Annotated in this window: 14 protein-coding genes; 10 read left to right on the top strand and 4 right to left on the bottom strand. The window is 57.7% G+C overall.

Annotated elements, in window-relative coordinates; translation table 11 throughout:
- The first annotated feature begins 29 nt into the window (after nucleotides 1-29).
- The 4 genes from tssF to tssE are packed head-to-tail and all read left to right on the top strand — an operon-like array spanning nucleotide 30 to nucleotide 3808.
- Complete coding sequence (gene tssF, locus LU196_RS14840) at nucleotides 30-1784, top strand: type VI secretion system baseplate subunit TssF (protein ID WP_232760106.1); 1755 nt, start codon at nucleotides 30-32, stop codon at nucleotides 1782-1784.
- On the top strand, nucleotides 1748-2830 hold the full coding sequence (gene tssG / locus LU196_RS14835; RefSeq protein WP_232760105.1) for a type VI secretion system baseplate subunit TssG: 1083 nt from the start codon (nucleotides 1748-1750) through the stop codon (nucleotides 2828-2830). Before tssF ends, tssG begins: the two co-directional genes overlap by 37 nt.
- Nucleotides 2808-3353 (top strand): type VI secretion system lipoprotein TssJ, encoded by a 546-nt coding sequence (tssJ, locus tag LU196_RS14830; protein ID WP_232760104.1) that lies wholly within the window; start codon nucleotides 2808-2810, stop codon nucleotides 3351-3353. Before tssG ends, tssJ begins: the two co-directional genes overlap by 23 nt.
- A complete protein-coding gene (tssE, locus tag LU196_RS14825) occupies nucleotides 3353-3808 on the top strand; it encodes a type VI secretion system baseplate subunit TssE (protein ID WP_232760103.1) in 456 nt (151 codons plus the stop codon). The genes tssJ and tssE overlap by 1 nt, the downstream gene beginning before the upstream one ends.
- A gap of 160 nt (nucleotides 3809-3968) precedes the next feature.
- Here the strand turns inward: tssE and LU196_RS14820 are convergent, their stop codons facing one another.
- A complete protein-coding gene (locus LU196_RS14820) occupies nucleotides 3969-4718 on the bottom strand; it encodes a DeoR/GlpR family DNA-binding transcription regulator (protein WP_232760537.1) in 750 nt (249 codons plus the stop codon).
- A 79-nt stretch (nucleotides 4719-4797) separates the two neighbouring features.
- On the opposite strand from LU196_RS14820, the gene LU196_RS14815 reads away from it, so the two are divergent.
- The gene (locus LU196_RS14815) at nucleotides 4798-5379 is read left to right on the top strand and encodes an NUDIX domain-containing protein (protein WP_232760102.1); all 582 of its coding nucleotides are present in this window, start codon (nucleotides 4798-4800) and stop codon (nucleotides 5377-5379) included.
- A 71-nt stretch (nucleotides 5380-5450) separates the two neighbouring features.
- Nucleotides 5451-6155 (top strand): OBAP family protein, encoded by a 705-nt coding sequence (locus LU196_RS14810; protein WP_232760101.1) that lies wholly within the window; start codon nucleotides 5451-5453, stop codon nucleotides 6153-6155.
- A 37-nt stretch (nucleotides 6156-6192) separates the two neighbouring features.
- Here the strand turns inward: LU196_RS14810 and LU196_RS14805 are convergent, their stop codons facing one another.
- The gene (locus tag LU196_RS14805) at nucleotides 6193-6939 is read right to left on the bottom strand and encodes an SDR family NAD(P)-dependent oxidoreductase (protein WP_232760100.1); all 747 of its coding nucleotides are present in this window, start codon (nucleotides 6937-6939) and stop codon (nucleotides 6193-6195) included.
- Nucleotides 6940-7065: 126 nt separating this feature from the next.
- Here LU196_RS14805 and LU196_RS14800 point away from each other — a divergent pair, with 126 nt between their 5' ends.
- Nucleotides 7066-7971, top strand: a complete 906-nt coding sequence (locus tag LU196_RS14800; protein WP_232760099.1) for a LysR family transcriptional regulator — start codon at nucleotides 7066-7068, stop codon at nucleotides 7969-7971.
- A gap of 1398 nt (nucleotides 7972-9369) precedes the next feature.
- Here the strand turns inward: LU196_RS14800 and LU196_RS14795 are convergent.
- Both LU196_RS14795 and LU196_RS14790 read right to left on the bottom strand, forming a co-directional pair.
- Nucleotides 9370-11175, bottom strand: a complete 1806-nt coding sequence (locus LU196_RS14795; protein WP_232760536.1) for a glycoside hydrolase family 15 protein — start codon at nucleotides 11173-11175, stop codon at nucleotides 9370-9372.
- Between the two features lie 71 nt (nucleotides 11176-11246).
- Complete coding sequence (locus tag LU196_RS14790) at nucleotides 11247-12140, bottom strand: SDR family oxidoreductase (protein ID WP_232760534.1); 894 nt, start codon at nucleotides 12138-12140, stop codon at nucleotides 11247-11249.
- 286 nt (nucleotides 12141-12426) lie between these two features.
- On the opposite strand from LU196_RS14790, the gene fdhF reads away from it, so the two are divergent.
- The 3 genes from fdhF to LU196_RS14775 are packed head-to-tail and all read left to right on the top strand — an operon-like array spanning nucleotide 12427 to nucleotide 17247.
- Nucleotides 12427-15399, top strand: a complete 2973-nt coding sequence (gene fdhF, locus LU196_RS14785) for a formate dehydrogenase subunit alpha (protein ID WP_232760533.1) — start codon at nucleotides 12427-12429, stop codon at nucleotides 15397-15399.
- On the top strand, nucleotides 15399-15884 hold the full coding sequence (locus tag LU196_RS14780; protein WP_232760531.1) for a DUF1641 domain-containing protein: 486 nt from the start codon (nucleotides 15399-15401) through the stop codon (nucleotides 15882-15884). The genes fdhF and LU196_RS14780 overlap by 1 nt, the downstream gene beginning before the upstream one ends.
- Nucleotides 15877-17247, top strand: coding sequence for a cytochrome ubiquinol oxidase subunit I (locus tag LU196_RS14775; protein ID WP_232760529.1), 1371 nt, complete (start codon nucleotides 15877-15879; stop codon nucleotides 17245-17247). Before LU196_RS14780 ends, LU196_RS14775 begins: the two co-directional genes overlap by 8 nt.

Here is a 17247-nt window from a genome sequence, read left to right as displayed (position 1 = left end):
ACCTTTTCAATACACCTATTCAGGTTCTTATGGATGATTTAACCCTGCGTTACTATGACGCTGAAATGCGTTACCTGCTGGAAGCGGGCGAAGAGTTTGCCCGTGCTCACCCTGAACAGGCGGCAATGCTCAACCTCGATAAGGCGGGGGCTCGCGATCCGTTCGTGGAGCGTATTTTCGAAGGCTTCGCGTTCCTGATGGGACGCCTGCGCGAGAAGCTGGATGACGATCTGCCTGAACTGACGGAAGGTCTGGTCAGCCTGCTGTGGCCACAATACTTGCGCACCATTCCCTCGATGTCGGTGGTGGAATTCACGCCTGACTGGCGAGGAATGAAGGAGCAGATGCGCATTCTCAAAGGTTTCGAGGTGAACTCGCGGCCGATCGGGGAGAAGGGCACACGCTGCCGGTATACGACGACCAAAGACATAAACCTCCAGCCGCTGTCGCTGGAGCATGCCCGCCTGTCGACTGACCCTGATGGGCATTCGGTGATCAGCCTGCGTTTTAACTGCAGTGATCTTGCCGACTGGAGCCGTGTCGATCTCAGTCAGATCCCGTTCTACTTCAACGCCGATGCTCCGCTGGCCTGCGCGATGCATGAAGCTTTTACCCTGAACGCAGCGCAACTTTGGCTGCGCCTGCCGGGCGACACGGACAGGAGACCACTTGATGGGTACTTCACCGCGCTGGGTTTTGGCGATGACGACCACCTGTGGCCCAAGGGAAGCAGCAGCTTTAACGGCTATCAACTGCTGCTCGAGTACTTCACCTTCCGCGAGAAATTTATGTTCACGGGCCTGCGTGGACTAGAGACCGTGGTCTTTCCGGCTGAACTCTTCGGGTTTGACATCGACGTGGTGCTAAGGGAGCGCTGGGAGCATGACTTCAGCTTTACCGAAAAGCATCTGCGCCTGAATTGTGTGCCGGTGATTAACCTGTTCCCGCTGGAGTCTGACCCGCTGGTGCTCAACGCCCTGCAGACGGAATACCTGCTGCGTCCGATGCGTGTCCAGGATGGTCATACCGAGATATACACGGTGGATTCGGTGAGCTCATCGAGCCAGCAGACCTACGTGCCGTTTTCGAGTTTCCGTCACAAAGGCGGCATGATGCGCCATGAAGCTGCGGAGTATTACTACCATACCCGCGTGCGCCGCGCTCCCTCCGGGCTGCATAACACCTGGCTTATCCTCGGTGGCGAAGCATTTGATAACCACTCGGTTCCGGAAGACGAAAGCTTGTCGCTGACGCTCACCGGTACTAACGGTCAGCTGCCACGGCGTGCGCTGCAAAGCTCAGTGCTCGATACGGTGATGAAAACCGTGTCGGCTAACCTCGCCGTGCGTAATCTGTGTGCGCCCACGTTACCCTGTTATCCCCCGGCGCAGGACCGTTTTCACTGGCGGGTGCTGAGCCATCTCAGCAGCGGATTTCTGTCGATGATGGACAATGCCGATGTGCTGCGCGGCACCCTGGCGCTGTATGAATGGCGCGACAGTGAGATGAACCGCCGTCGCCTGGAAGCCATTATTGACGTAAAGCACGGCGAAATTGAGCGCTTTGAGCAGGGCTACCTGGTACGCGGTGTGCAGATTGAGGTGACGCTGGACAGCCACGGCTTTGCCGGGCGCGGCGACATCTGCCTCTTTGGCGAGATGCTAAGCCGCTTTTTTGCCCTTTACACCGATATCTATCTGTTCAACCGCCTCGTTATTATTCTGCAACCGACCGGAGAACGCCTGGAGTGGGAAGAGAAACACAACCGCCGTATTCCCGGCTGATTCCGCAGCTAGAAACCGATCTCTGGCGCATCAACTTTTATCGCTTCTGCCAGCTGCTGGAGAAACGTCATCCAGGGAGGCCGCTGATTGGCTCGACCCGTCACCCGGCGGATGACCCGGTACGGTTTGTGCCACATCCCGGGATGGGATTTCCGACCAGCGAACTGAAAGCTGTCGAATATGACGAGAATGATGAGAAGCCGCCGCTCATCCGCACAACTTTTTTGGGGATGTACGGTGTCGATTCCCCCCTGCCAACGGCCTATCTCGACGACATCACCCAGCGTCGTGAAGGCCACGAAGCGCTACAGGGTTTTCTGGATATCTTCAGCCACCGCATCCTGACGCAGTTTTACCGCATCTGGCGTAAATACTCGTACCCGGCCACATTTGAGCCCGGCGGCAGCGACAGCATTTCGCAGTCACTGCTGGGCCTGGTAGGGCTGGGTATTCCGGGCACCGTAGAGCACATCGCCACCCCCGTATCCCGCTTCCTGTCGCTGCTTGGCGTACTGCAACAGCCGGGTAAAACCCAGGAGGGTATGCAGAGGCTGGTGAGCCTGCTGGCCCCCGATACCACGGTGCAGGTGAGTCCCTACTGCCTGCGGCCTGTCGAAGTCAGGCAGCCACTGGGCTTTTATGGTGATGACGACTTTCTGCTGGACGGTAACACGCCACTTGGCGACGAGGCGATGGATGCCACCAGCCAGCTGCTGATTGCCCTGACCACCGATAACGAACAGGAATCGCAGAGCTGGAAGCCGGAGGGGCTGCTTTATCAGGACTTTCTGGTCATGCTGCGGGTCTATCTTGGCTGGCGCTTTAAGGCAAAAATCACCCTGACGACCCGCACCCGGCTCCTGGCCGCTCCGCCGCTCGGCGAGGGCCCTTTCTGGTTGGGCATGAACGGTGTACTGGGAGTTGAGGGTGATGGCCTGCCAGACGATATCCCTCAGACGTTTACGATAGAACTGGGTGTCTACGTCGGGCTGGAGCCTGCAATACCACAACAAGGAAACCAACGTGTCACATACAAATTTAACTAAATCTGCGCGCTGGCTGTTACCCCTGCTGGCTTGCTGCCTGACGGGGTGCGGGATGACACAGCGCATCACCAATGGAACCCAATCGGTCTTTGACGCCGTGTTCTATACAAAAATTAACGTGCTGCATCTGGATTTTACCGCCCGTGAAGCGTTAAACACCGATTTCCGCGAGAATAACTCACTGTCACAGCCAGTGGTTATCCGTGTTTATCAGCTCAAGGATCGCAAAACGTTCGACAGAATGGTCTATGAGCAGCTCCTCAGGGAGGGCGACACGCAACTCAGCGCCGACCTGCTGGCGAGCCGTGATGTGGTCATAAAGCCGGGCGGTGATGCGAACCTGGATATGCCGATGGCGGCCGATGCACAGTTTGTGGCGGTAGTGGGGCTCTTTCGCCATCCAGATAGGCGCAACAACACCTGGAAGCAGGTGATTAAACGCAGCGAACTGGATCCGGATAAACCGCGCATTTTAGAAGCAGGGGAGAACGCTCTGACGCTGCGATCGCTTAAGGAGGACTGATGCCAAACGGACACAACACGCCTTCGCTGTATGAAATGCTCACCGGACATTTCACCGGTGGCCTTAATCTCCACCACGTCACTGAAGAAAATCAGGTTATTCTCTCGGTATTGGATAACATGCAGCGCGTGCTCAACTGTCGCGCCGGCACGCTGGCGCATCTCCCTGACTTCGGCCTGCCTGATATGACGAAAATCCTGCAGGGCATGCCGGGCACGGCCCATGAACTCATGGGCACCCTGTCTGCCGTGCTGCTCAAATATGAGCCACGCCTGAAAAAAATAACCGTTGTCCTGCTGGAACAGAATGTTCCTGGCGAACTGCGCTATGCCATTGATGCCGAGCTTAAAGGCATTGGGCTCGTGCGCTATGGCACAGAATTTATGCCTGAAGGGCGGGTTCTCTTGCGACATCTCAAGCAACAACACTATCTCGATACCGCCGCCCGCCTCTAAGGCCAGATGTGACTTCAGCGCGCCTTAGAGACGGCAGGGCGCGCAGCCCGCTGCGGCATAAGGACGCTGCTGAGCGGGTCCACATGAAGATCTCCAGCGAAACAGGGCGTAAGGTTACGCTGTCTTGGATCTTCTGCGCCCGCGCTGCTATCGTCACAGGCTATAGCAGGGCGATCTGCTGAGTGGCGAGATGCTGCCGCAGGTCCTCATCAGGTTCACCGTCAACGATCAACGTACTCGCAAGCGTCAGCTCGCCAATCACAAAAGCGGATGCACTGTTGAGCTTCTCTTTCGACACCATGACCACGGTTTCTGCCGCGCGTGCGGCCAGCGCGCGCTTTACACCCGCCTCTTCATAATTGCCGGTGGTAAGGCCAGCGGTTTTATGTACCCCCGTGACGCCCATAAAAAACAGATCAGCATTGATGCGCGCCGCGCCTTCCAGCAGCGCGGCACCGACTGCCACCACTGAATGGCGATAAAGCTGCCCGCCCAAGATGATCACCTCAATTAAGGGATAATCCACCAGCGCCACCGCAATGCTGGGACTGTGCGTAATCACAGTGAAGGCGCGATCGCGTGGAAAGAGCCGCACCATCTCCGCTGTGGTCGTTCCGCCATCCACGATAATCACCTGTCCCGGCTGAATCAGCGTCACTGCCTTTTGCGCGATGCGCTGTTTTGACTGAATTTGCACGTTTTGCCGCGTGGCAAAAGGGGCGACTGCGGCAGACACCGGCAGTGCACCGCCGTGCACGCGTTGCAGTAAACCTTCTGCGGCCAGCTCGCGCAGATCGCGACGAATGGAGTCTTCCGACACGCCAAAGCGCTGGCTGAGATCGCCGGACATCACTTGGTTCTCAGCGGCAAGCAGCGCAAGAATATGCTGTTTACGTTGGCTTGATAACATAATATCACTTGCTTGTTTATTCATGAATGTGCACGATTGTGCATGAATGACACCGTCTTGTCACCCACAGGAGAAGTTTATGCAGTCAAAAGTACGCAATATCCGAGAGCAGTTGCTATCCGATAACTGGTACGTGCTGAAAAAGTATACTTTTGAGCTGCAGTGTGCAGACGGAAGCTGGCAAGAGCAGCAACGTGAAGCCTATGACCGCGGCAACGGCGCAGTGATCCTGCTGTATAACCGGCAAAAACGCACCGTCGTGTTAACGCGACAGTTTCGTTTTCCGGTCTTTATCAATGGCCACAGCGGCTTTTTAATTGAAGCCGCTGCCGGCCTACTGGAAAGCGCCTCGCCGGAAGCCCGCATCGTGGCGGAAGCCGAGGAGGAAACCGGCTACCGCGTGACGCAGGTTGAAAAAGTTATGGAGGCCTACATGAGTCCTGGCTCGGTCACTGAAAAGCTCTACTTTTTCCTCGCGGAATACGCCGAGGAAGACCGACACAGCGCGGGCGGCGGGCTAAAAGAGGAGGGCGAAGATATTGAGGTTTTGGAGTGGCCGCTGTCGCGGGCCATGGCTGCCATTCGCAGCGGCGAAATTGTGGATGCGAAAACCATCATGCTGCTGCAGCATCTGGCGCTGCACGTTTTATCGGACGCGTAATCTCCCGCTGCGCTCGCGTTACGTCACCCGTTCACTATCTTTAGGACTTTACTGTGAAAGGGAGAAACACAATGCGAGCATTACTCTGTGGTTGTATGGCACTGGCGGTATTAACGGGCTGCGGTGCGCACAATAGCGCCTCACCGGTGACGGCGCCCGGCGCGCCCGTCAGTGCAAAAACTGCCGCGCTCGAAGCGGGTGCTGCCACGCTACAATCGCGCCCGCCCATTGCAGCCATTAATACCTACCTCGACGGCTTCCACTATTATTGCGGCGATCGGCACGGTCAGATGGAGGCGCATCACTATGTGACGATCCTTAATGAGGATGTGATGCAGGCGGTGATTTATGACGGTAATCAGCGCGACGCCAAGCTGATGGGTGTGGAATATATTATTAGCGAACGTCTGTTTAAACAGCTTCCGCCCCAAGAAAAGCCGTACTGGCACAGCCACCGTTATGAAGTGAAATCCGGCACGCTGATCGCGCCGGGGATCCCGGACGCCGCCGAACACGCGCTGATGAGCAAAATTGTCAATACCTATGGCAAAACCTGGCATACCTGGCACACCGATCGCGACAAAACGCTGCCGCTGGGCGAACCGGCATTGATGATGGGCTTTACGGCTGACGGTCAGTTGGACAGTGCGCTTCTGCGCGACCGCGATCGGCGGTTCGACATCAACACCGCAGAGGTTCGCGAGGCGCGACGCGATATTCCCGCGCATCCTGTGGCGGCGGGAGCCGATGCGTGCCGGGCCCCGCACAAAATGTAACGGGGCGGGACGCGCGGTCAAGGCGTCCCGCTGTGTCTTAAATTTGCGCCATACCGCCGTCAACGAACAGTTCGGCGGCATTGATAAAGCTGGCGGCATCGGACGCCAGAAATGCTACCACCTTGCCTATCTCCTCCGGTTCACCCAAGCGCCCCAGCGGCACTTGCGCGGCCAGCGCGTCAAAAAGTCCCTGACGCTGATCCTCGGGCACCAAGCCGCCAAGACCGGGTGTCCGCACCGGGCCGGGGCTAACCACGTTGACGCGGATCCCGCGATCTTTCAGATCCAGTGCCCACGAACGGGCAAAATTGCGCACGGCGGCTTTACTGGCACCATACACGCTAAAACCGGGGGTGCCCTGAATGCCGGCGGTTGAGCCTGTTAAAATTACCGAGGCATTATCCACCAGCAGCGGCAGCGCTTTTTGTACGGTAAACAGCACCCCGCGCACATTGGTGTCGAAGATGCGGTCCACGTGCTCCTCGGTGATCGCCCCCAACGGCAACATGTCGCCGCCGCCTGCGTTAGCAAACAGGATATCCAATTTGCCTGCCTCTTTACTGATTTGCGCATAGACCGCATCCAGTTCATCAAGTTTTGCCGCATCGGCACGGATGCCGGTGGCGCGTTCACCGATCTGCGCGATTGCGGCGTCCAGCGCCGTCTGACGGCGACCGGTGATAAAAACGCGTGCGCCCTGCGCGGCGAGCGTGGTGGCGGCGGCGAAACCAATGCCGCTGGTGCCGCCGGTAACGAGTGCGATTTTGCCGTTTAATGCGTTCATAATATTCTCCAGTGGGTTCGGTTGAGATGCCTGCGCTACAGGGCATGCCAGGCAATCTACCCGCGCTGCATTTACCGATAAATAGTGTAAAATTGAATGCACTTTTTCTGTGGGTGAATAATCAACGTGGATCAGCTCTTGGCAATTCGCGCGTTTGCGCGCGTGGTAGAGGCAGGCAGTTTTACCCGCGCAGCGGACTCGCTGGAGATGCCCATCGCGACCTTAAGCAAGCAGGTGCAGGCGTTAGAAGCGCATTTAGGCGTTCGATTGCTGCAGCGTACGACGCGGCGCGTCACGGTGACGCCCGAAGGGCGCGATTACTATGAGAAAGCGCTGCGCATTGTGCACGATCTGGAAGATATCGATAGCGCCTTCAACACCGCCAGCGGCACGCCACGCGGCCATTTGCGTATTGATATCGGTGGCTCCACTGCCCGCGACGTGCTGATCCCGCTGCTGCCGAATTTCATTGTGCGCTATCCGGATATTCGTCTTGATCTCGGGGTCTCCGATCGCGCTGTGGATATGATCGGCGATAACATTGATTGCGTTATCCGTGGCGGCCCGCTGAGCGACTCGTCGCTGGTGGCGCGTCACCTTGGCGACGCCGAGATGATCACCTGCGCGTCACCGCACTATTTAAAAACCTACGGTGTGCCCGCTTACCCGCAGGAGCTGTGCAACGGACATCGGTGGGTAAGCTATCTCTCCCCGCAAACCGGTCGTGCATTTCCGTTTCGTTTTATGCAAGGTAAGCAAAAATTGGAGCTCAAGGCCGCGCATCGGGTTGGCGTTAACGAAAGCAACGCACACCTTGCCGCCGCCGTGGCCGGACTGGGTATTATTCAAACATTCCGCTACGCCGCAGCCGCAGATTTGCAGGCGGGCAGGCTGGTGGAGATCCTCCGCGACTGGCAGCCGCAGCGCTATCCGTTTCATCTCGTGTACCCGCAGAACCGTCATCTGACTCAACGATTGCAGGTGTTTATCACATGGATCAAGGAGGCGTTTCCAACGCGGCTCAATGGGTGATGGGGCAGGGGCACTGGTCTGTGCGGTTGCCGCCGGCAGCGGGAGGGTGCTTTCTCGCTGGCGCGATGCGCGGTGCATCTTTCGTTCGCCACAGGCAGTGGCAGGTGATTTCTCGCTGGCGCTAGCACGGTGCAACTTTCGTTCGCCATGGCACTGGCAGGTGCCTTTGCCGCGCTGCGGCGACCGAGCAGAGGGCGCCAGGCCGCGCCCTCTGCACTCCCCGGCCCTGCGCCAGCCCCGCTCGCCGCTGCGCGGTGCCTTCACTCCCTCAGCCTTCCTGACGGACCGGCGTCGATTCGCTCCTGCTCAACGCCGCCTTTCGCCGCATCCATGCGGCTCATCCTGGAAGGCCTCCCTCGTTCAGCGAGTGGGGATGGCGCTTCACACCCCCCGCTGCAAGCCATGACTTTTTTCGCAGCTGCCGCGCGGCGGTAAGATTTTTAAGGTGCATTCAGACTGCGGGCGTTAAGCAAAAACCTTTCTTTCGCGTTTTTTGCCCGTAGACGCCAGCGCGTGGCTGAAAAGACTTTTAAGGAACATCCCGCCCGCGCGGTGTTCATCAGAAACCTTCTGTCTTCTGTTTTTTCCAGCCAGCCGCTTTCTTCGCAGACCTGTTTACAGCCCCCCAGACAGCACCACACAGAAAAAAGAAAAAGGCTCTCACAGGCGGGGGTGTTGAGCGCCATCCGGAGCGCCGAACGGAGCGTGACGGCCAGGACGAAGCGGCATGGATGCCGCTGAGAGGGCGGAATGAGCCAGGGATGGCGAATCCGCGCGGTCCGTGAGGCCGTTGCGGCGGAGTGAGGGAACAGCGCAGGCTGGCGCAGGGCGCGGATTGCAAAGGGCCGCGCCCTCGGCCCTTTGCCCGTACGCCGCAGCGGGGCGGCTGGAACTCCCGCAGGGTTAGCGGGCGGAACCCGCTCATAGTCATACCGGTATAGCGGGCCGGAACCCGCTCAGAACCTGCCCTTTGCCCGTACGCCGCAGCGGGGCGGCTGGAACTCCCGCAGGGTTAGCGGGCGGAACCCGCTCAGAGCAATGCCGACTGAGCGGCCGGATCCCGCTCAGGGTCCAGTAAAAACCGGCTTTGCGGGCCGGAACCCGCTCAGAACCTGCCCTTTGCCCGTACGCCGCAGCGGGGCGATTGCAACTCCCGCAGGGTTAGCGGGCGGAACCCGCTCAGAGCAATGCCGACTGAGCGGCCGGACCCCGCTCAGGGTCCAGTAAAAACCGGCTTTGCGGGCCGGAACCCGCTCAGAACCTGCCCTTTGCCCGTACGCCGCAGCGGGGCGGCTGGAACTCCCGCAGGGTTAGCGAGCGGAACCCGCTCATAGCCATACCGGCATAGCGGGCCGGACCCCGCTCACCACCTACCGGCTTGAGCGGGCCGGACCCCGCTCAAGAGAGTGCTTGCGCTGCACAGATCAACGCCAAATGGCTTAACCCCTGCGGCATATTGCCGCGCCACTCGTCACTGCGGACGTCAAACATCTCATTGAATGTCTCAACGTTGCCGCGCTGGCACAGTTTGTTAAGAATCTCATCCATGGCGACCTCGGCTTGCGCGTGCTCGCCTGTAGCGGCCAACGCTTCAACCAGCCAAAAAGAGCAGGCGATAAAGGTGCTCTCTTCCTGCTCTACGCCACTGTAGCGATACAACATCGGGCTGCCATGGCCCAACTTCTCACGAATAGCGCGGTAGGTGGCTTGCATACGCGATCTGTCCACCGCGTTGCCGTAGCGATGCATCAATGCCAGTGAAGCATCCAAAGCGCCATCACTGTCGGGATAAAAAAGATACGCCTGATGCGCGTCACTCCAGCAGTGCGTCTCAATCCAATCACGAATGCGTTCGCGCTCACGCTGCCAACGACTCAGCCAGGTAGGTTCAATATGGCGCGCTTCAGCCAGCGCCACGGCGCGATCGAGTGCCAGCCAGCAGGCCATTTTCGAGTGCGTATAGTGCTGCTGCTCGGGTAATTCCCAGATGCCGCTGTCTTTTTGTCGCCAGGTATCCGCGCAGTGATTGGCCAGCTCACCCAACATGCGTGACGTGGAGAGATCGAGAATGTGACCGGCGCGAATAAACAGCTCGGCGGTCGCCAGCATATCGCCATACATGCTCAGTTGTACCTGATCGCGGGCGTTATTCCCCACGCGCACGGGTTGCGAATAGTGATACCCACGCAGCGTGGGATAACGTTCGGCGGGAACGATGCCGCCTTCCAGGGTATAGCAGGCACGCAGCGCGGTGCCGTGGCGAATAATGGTTTTGGAGAGCCAGGAAAACGCCGCTTTACAATCTTCCAGCGCGCCTAAATAAACAAAGGACTTGATGATCAAACAGGCGTCGCGCACCCACGCATAGCGATAATCGTAGTTTTTCTTGCCGCCAATACCTTCAGGCAACGATGTCGTGGCCGCCGCCGCCAGAGCACCGGTGGGTGAGTACCACAGGAATTTCAGCGAAAGCGCCGAACGGTGCACGTGGTCGGCATAGCGTCCTTGATAGCTCAGGCTTTGCGCCCAGTCTCGCCAGGCGGTATGGCTGGTTTCAATGCGGCTATCAATCGCTGCAAGATCGGGCACCGCAAGGGGTTCGCGCTCGGTCACCAGCAGCGCCACCAGCGAACGCTGCTTTGCCGTAACACGCAATAGCGCGCGAATGCGCTCATCATCTTGCTCCACGGTATGCCAATCGTTGCTGGTGCGGAGCATGGCCATCAGATCGGCAATATGCCAGACGTTGCCCTGCTCAGTGGGATCGCACCAAGGCGAACAGGTTTCTGCCAGCGTGCCGAACCGCAGTGTTAAACAGAGTTCAACTTCGCCGTCCAGCCCTTCCACGCGTCGCGCCAATTCACTCCACGGTAGGCGTCCTGCCAGCGTACTATTGAGCGACTCTGTCAGTAACACGCTGCCATGTTGAGTGATAAAGCGCGTTTCCAGCACATTGCTGTCCGCACGGTAAGCGCGTTCGGTTTGGTAGGATTGGGTCGGTTCAATTTGGAAGAAACCGCCAATGTCGGGGTCGAGCAGGCGGTCAAACAGCGGCGGCGAGTCGAGATTGGGTGCGCACCACCAATCAATGGCCCCATCAGGTGCGATCAGGGCCACTGAGCGGCCCTCGCCAATCGCGGCATAGTCACCTAAACGGGCAAAACCGTTTTCGCGCATAGGTGAGTGAAGTCGTTGATTATTCATGCATCATCCCTGTCAGCAAAACGACAAGTGGCCGCCCGGAGGCGGCCACGCGTTGATTATCGCAAACGGCGTTATACCGTACCGGTGCCGCCATCTGAGCACCATACCTGACCCGAGGTGAAGCTGTTGGTGGTCTCCGCGAAGGTCACATACAGCGGCGCAATCTCAGCGGGCTGTCCTGGACGGCCCAGGGGTGCGGTAGCGCCAAACTGCTCGACTTTCTCCTGCGGCTGCCCGCCGCAAATTTGCAGCGGCGTCCAGTACGGACCCGGTGCAACGGCATTAACGCGGATCTGCCGCTCGCCCAGCTGCTTCGCCAGCGCTTTGGTGAAGGCAGCAATAGAGGCTTTGGTTTGCGCGTAATCCAGCAGAACAGGGCTTGGCTCATAAGCCTGTACAGAAGAAGTATTAATAATAGACGCGCCAGCAGGCAAATATTCCAGGGCCGCTTTGGTTATCCAGAACATCGCATAAACGTTGGTCTTAAATGTGGCGTCAAAATCTTCTGTAGAAAGCGTAAGAATAGATTCGTTAAATTGCTGGCGGCCGGCGTTGTTCACCAAAATATCCAGACCGTCCAATTTCTCTGCGGCTTCTTTTACCAGCTGCTGGCAGAAAGATTCGCTGCGAATATCGCCGGGAATCGCCACGGCTTTACGGCCTTCTGCTTCGATTAATTTAACCACTTCTGCGGCATCAGGCTCTTCATCCGGCAGATAGTTAATGGCAACGTCAGCACCTTCACGTGCGTAGGCGATGGCAACCGCGCGACCAATGCCTGAATCACCGCCGGTGATCAGTGCCTTACGGCCTGTCAGGCGGCCCGTGCCGCGATAGCTGGTTTCGCCGTGATCGGGGCGGGGTTCCATTTTGCTTGCTAAGCCAGGAATAGGCTGAAGCTGTTTTTTAAAAGGAGGCTTCGCGTATTCCTGGGTAATCAGGGTTTTATTCGTAAATGAGGACATGCTTATCTCCTTATACAGTGGAACGAGTAAATTAAGCCTGGCAGAGATGTGACGTTTGTCACGTCAAAAAATGTGCAAACGATTTTTTTATAAGCGAGGCGGAAATATTTTTAGTTACAAAGTCGGTAAGTCGATGATTATTTTCATAGGGAAGAAATCGTTTGCTTAATTAAGCGTGACGCCAGCGTTGCAGGGTAAAAAATTACGCCTACGCTGAATGCATAATGCTAAGAGTTCAGCTTTTTTCTAACGAAAATAATATGACGTGTCGTTCAAGAGGCAATCAATGAGTGAAGCAACCTGTACGCTTTTATTTAATGGCGAACGTTTAACGGGGCTGGCCGATCAGCCGCTGATTGACTTTCTTCAGGCGCAAGGAAAAACGCTGCCGCACGTCTGCTACCATCCTGCGCTTCCGCCGTTGCAAAGCTGCGATGTCTGTTGGGTAGAGGTGGAGGGTGAACAGGTCAGAGGCTGTACCCTGCGCAGCGCAGAAGGCATGCAGATTGTAAGCCAGAGTGCGGTTTTGCAAGCGGCGCAGCAGGAAGGGATGGACAGAATTCTTAACCGCCACGAACTTTACTGCACCGTCTGCGAGCACAATACCGGCGACTGTACGCTGCACAATACCGTCGCGGACATGCATATCCCCATTCAGTATTATCCTTACGCGCGTAAACCCGATAGCAAAGATCACAGTAATCCGTTTTATACCTACGATCCCGATCAGTGCATTCTCTGCGGACGCTGCGTAGAGGCGTGCCAAAACGTTGAAGTGAACGAAACGCTGTCTATTGATTACAGCGCCGATCATCCGCGGGTGCTGTGGGATGGCGGGACGCAAATCGCCGGTTCGAGCTGCGTGAGCTGCGGGCACTGCGTCACGGTCTGCCCGTGTAACGCGCTGCTGGAGAAGACCATGCAGCCTAATGCGGGCCCGTTCACCAATATGGATGAGGATCTCAAGCGTCCGCTGATCGATTTCGTTAAAAGCATGGAAGACAGCATCGGCATGGAGCCCATCACCGGTATCTCCCTGATTGATGATGCGCTGCGTAAGGTCGAGATCACGAAAACCAAGACCGTCTGTACCTATTGCGGCGTGGGATGCAGTTTTGAAGTGTGGACGCGCGACCGCCATATCCTAAAAATTCAGCCTGTCACTGATGCGCCAGTGAATGGCATTTCCACCTGTATCAAAGGCAAATTTGGCTGGGATTTTATTAACAGCCCCAATCGGCTTACCACACCCCTTATCCGCGAAAACGGACGCTTCCGTCCGGCCAGCTGGGATGAGGCGCTGACCCGCGTGGCGGAGGGATTGCGCACGGTAGAGCGGAACCACGGCGGTAATGCCATTGGATTTATTGGTTCCAGTAAAGCCAGCAATGAAGAAGCGTACCTGACGCAAAAAATGGCACGCCTGATTTTTGGCACCAATAACGTCGATAACTCGTCACGCTATTGCCAGAATCCAGCAACCGAAGGGCTGTTTCGCACGGTAGGCTACGGCGGCGATGCCGGTACGTTGCGCGATCTCCAGCAGACGGCGCTGATTGTCCTGGTGGGCAGTAATCTCGCTGAAAATCATCCGGTTTTCGCCTCACATATCAAGCAGAGTCTGAAACATCGTGGCCAGCAGTTGCTGGTGGTTGACCCGCGGCGTCATGAAATGGCCGAGCGCGCCGATTGTTATCTGCGTATCGCGCCGGGTAGCGACCTGGTCTGGGCCTCGGCGATGAGCAAATACATGTTTGATCATGGCTATGCCGACGAAACCTTTTTGGCGCAGCGCGTGAATCAGGTAGAGGAGTATCGCGCGTCGCTGGCCCCGTTTACCCTTGAGTATGCCAGTGAGGTCACCGGCTTATCGGTGGCAGCGCTCACCGAGGCGGCGGAGATGATTGGCCGCGCCGACAGTGCCTGCATCCTCTGGGCGATGGGGATCACCCAGCACAGCCACGGCGCGGATACCAGTACCGCGCTCTCTAATTTGCTGCTCGTCACCGGAAACTATGGCCGACCAGGCACCGGCGGCTACCCTATGCGCGGGCACAACAACGTGCAAGGTGCCAGTGACTTTGGCTGTCTGAGCAACGTCTATCCCGGCTATGAAAAAGTCAGCGACCCGCAGGTGCGCGCGAAGTGGGCGCAGGCGTGGGGCGTCGATGCTAATGCGCTCTCTGCTAAACCCGGTCTGGATAACTTTTTAATGGTGCAGCACGCGGATGAGAAGAAAGTGCGTGCCATGTACATTATCGGCGAAGACACCGCGTTTTCCGACGCCGATGCCAGCAAAGTCCATGAGGCGTTCAGCAAGCTCGATTTTATGGTGGTACAGGACATTTTCATGAGCCACACCGCGCAGTATGCGGACGTGGTCCTACCGGGCTGCCCGAATCTGGAAAAAGAGGGCACCTACGTGAACACCGAGCGACGTATTCAGCACTTCTCACCGGCAATGGCGCCGCTGGGTGACAGCCGCCCAGACTGGCAGATCTTGTGCGACCTTGCCGCCCGCTTGGGGCACCCGTGGTCTTACCCTAATCCCGGCGCCATCATGGCTGAAGCGGCTAGCATTGCCACGCTCTTTGCAGGCGTAAGCTACGAAAGATTAGTGGGATGGCAGTCGCAAATCTGGCCGGTTAACGCCGACGGCAGCAGCACGCCGCTGTTGTATACCGAGCGTTTTGCCTTTCCCGATGGCAAAGCCCGGCTCTATCCGCTGGAATGGCGTGCGCCAATGGAGCAGGCTGACGCAGAGTTTGATTTGATGCTCAACAATGGCCGCATGCTGGAGCATTTTCAGAGCACCAATCAAACGGGACAGGGCGGGCGCATGATGTCGCTCTCGCCTAACTGGTTTGTGGAGATTTCTCCTGCGCTGGCGCAGCAGCGTTCGCTCACAACTGGAGAGTGGGTTGAGCTGGAGTCGCGGCGCGGCACGCTGCAGGTACCGGTGGTCGTCACAGAGCGCGTGGCCGGTAATGGACTCTTTATTCCTATCCATCACGGGCGCTCTGGCGTGAATAGCCTGACCGGCGATCACCACGATCCGGACGTCAATACGCCCGCCTATAAAGAAATTGCCGTCAAAATGCGCAAGTGGGCCCATGCGCCGCAGCCCAATCCACTTCCACAGCACAACTTCCGCCACGGTCAGCGTACCCCGCTGGACCATTTGCCGATTGAACAAAAGTGGCAGCAGCCGGAATATCGCTTGCCGCCCGAACATGTGACGACACCGGAGAAAAGCTAATGGCCGAACCTTTGGAGTATCAACCTACGCCAACGCCCACGGAACCCAGCGCGCATGAGGCGCTGAACACGCTGCTGGAAAGCCTGCATCAACACGGTTTTCTGCGGCTGGCCAATGATGTGGTCAAAGCCAATAATGACATCGGTAAAATCATCGCTGCGGGTTTGAATCGTCCCGGTAGCCAGAACGCGGCGCAGAATCTTTCGCTGCTGTTTATGATGTTGAGCACCATCCCGCCTGCACGCTTTAATCATATTCTGCTGGCAATGCGTGGAGCACTGATGGCGATTAAACCGGCCAGCGAGGCCGCACAGCAGCAGAAAACGGCGCCGGGTCTGAGCGGCATAATGAAACTGCTGAATGATGAATCGCTATGGCAAGCGGTACGGCCGCTGCTCGCCGGGCTGGAGACATTCGCGCAGGAGATGCAGCGCGACGAGGAGAAGCCCATTACCCGCTACAGCGGTAAGCCCACCCGTGAATGATCAAGCTTGGGTGTTGCTGATTGCGCGAGCGCAATTTGCTCTCACCATGGGCATGCATATTACGCTCGCGGCGTTAACGCTAGGTCTGGCGCCGTTTTTAGTGTGGTTTGAGGCGCGGTGGCTCTGGGGCAAGCGCGCCGCAGCACGGCAAGCGCTGCACTTTTGGCTCAAGGTCTTTGCGCTGACGGTCGCGATCGGCACGGTTTCCGGCGTGGTGATGGAATTTCAGTTCGGTACGCACTGGGCAGGGCTTTCGCGAGTCGCGGGCGGCTTTATTGGACCCCTGATGTTATATGAAGTGCTGATTGCCTTTTTCCTTGAATCCGCACTGACCGGCGTCATGCTGTTTGGCATGGGCCGCATTAGCCCGAAGGTGCATTTTACCGTGACCTGCTTCGTGGCGTTGGGCGCGATAATCAGCGCCTTTTGGATTTTGGCCGCCAATTCATGGATGCAAACCCCGGTGGATTTTCACCTCACCGACGGCGGGCAAATTGTGCCTAACCGCGCCTTGAGTTTGATGGCGGCCCCGTCATTTGGCTGGCGACTGGCCCATATGCTGCTGGCTTCGGTGATAAGCGTAGCCGTGCTGTTGGGGGGCGTCGCCGCGTGGCGACTGCGGCGCAACCGCCATGAAGGCGCAGCGCGTTTGATGCTGCGCAGCGCCCTTACCGTGACGCTGGTGGCCGTGCCGCTGCAGATGGTTGTGGGCGATCTGCACGGTGAAAATACGCGCGATTATCAGCCGGCTAAACTTGCCGCCATTGAGGGAAGCTGGCACTCACCGCCAGCGGGAGAAGGTGAACCGCTGCGGCTGTTTGCTCTTCCCAATCAGTCGTTACAACGTAACGATTATGAGCTTGCTGTGCCGCAGATTGCCTCGCTCTATCTACGCCATAATCTCAGCGGCCACATTAAAAGTTTAAGCGCGTTTCCCGCCACAGATTTGCCGCCGGTGCTGCCGGTGTTTTTTGCGTTTCGCCTTATGGTGGGAATAGGGCTGGTGCTGCTGGCGGGCAGCTTGATTGCAAATGTGCAGCGCTGGCGCGGACGCCTGTTTACCTCACCGCGCACGCTGGCCCTGCTGACTTGGATGTCGCCGCTTGGCTTCATGGCACTGCTGTCTGGCTGGGTTGTCACGGAGATGGGCCGCCAGCCCTGGACGGTCTACGGCATTCTGCGTACCGCGGATAGCCTTTCCCCGCTTTCGCTCGGCGCCACGTTGAGCATTTTTATGGGCATCATCCTGATTTACGGCATGAGTTTTCTGTTCGGCCTGCGTTTCCTGCTGCGTCATTTTAGCGCGCCGCTGCCCGCTGCGAACGCCGAGCTGGTGGCAGAATCCGTGCGAACGCCGGCATAA

The organism is Pantoea sp. Mb-10 (assembly GCF_021272205.1).
Classification (GTDB): domain Bacteria; phylum Pseudomonadota; class Gammaproteobacteria; order Enterobacterales; family Enterobacteriaceae; genus Pantoea.
This window is presented reverse-complemented; position numbering and strand designations above follow the sequence as displayed.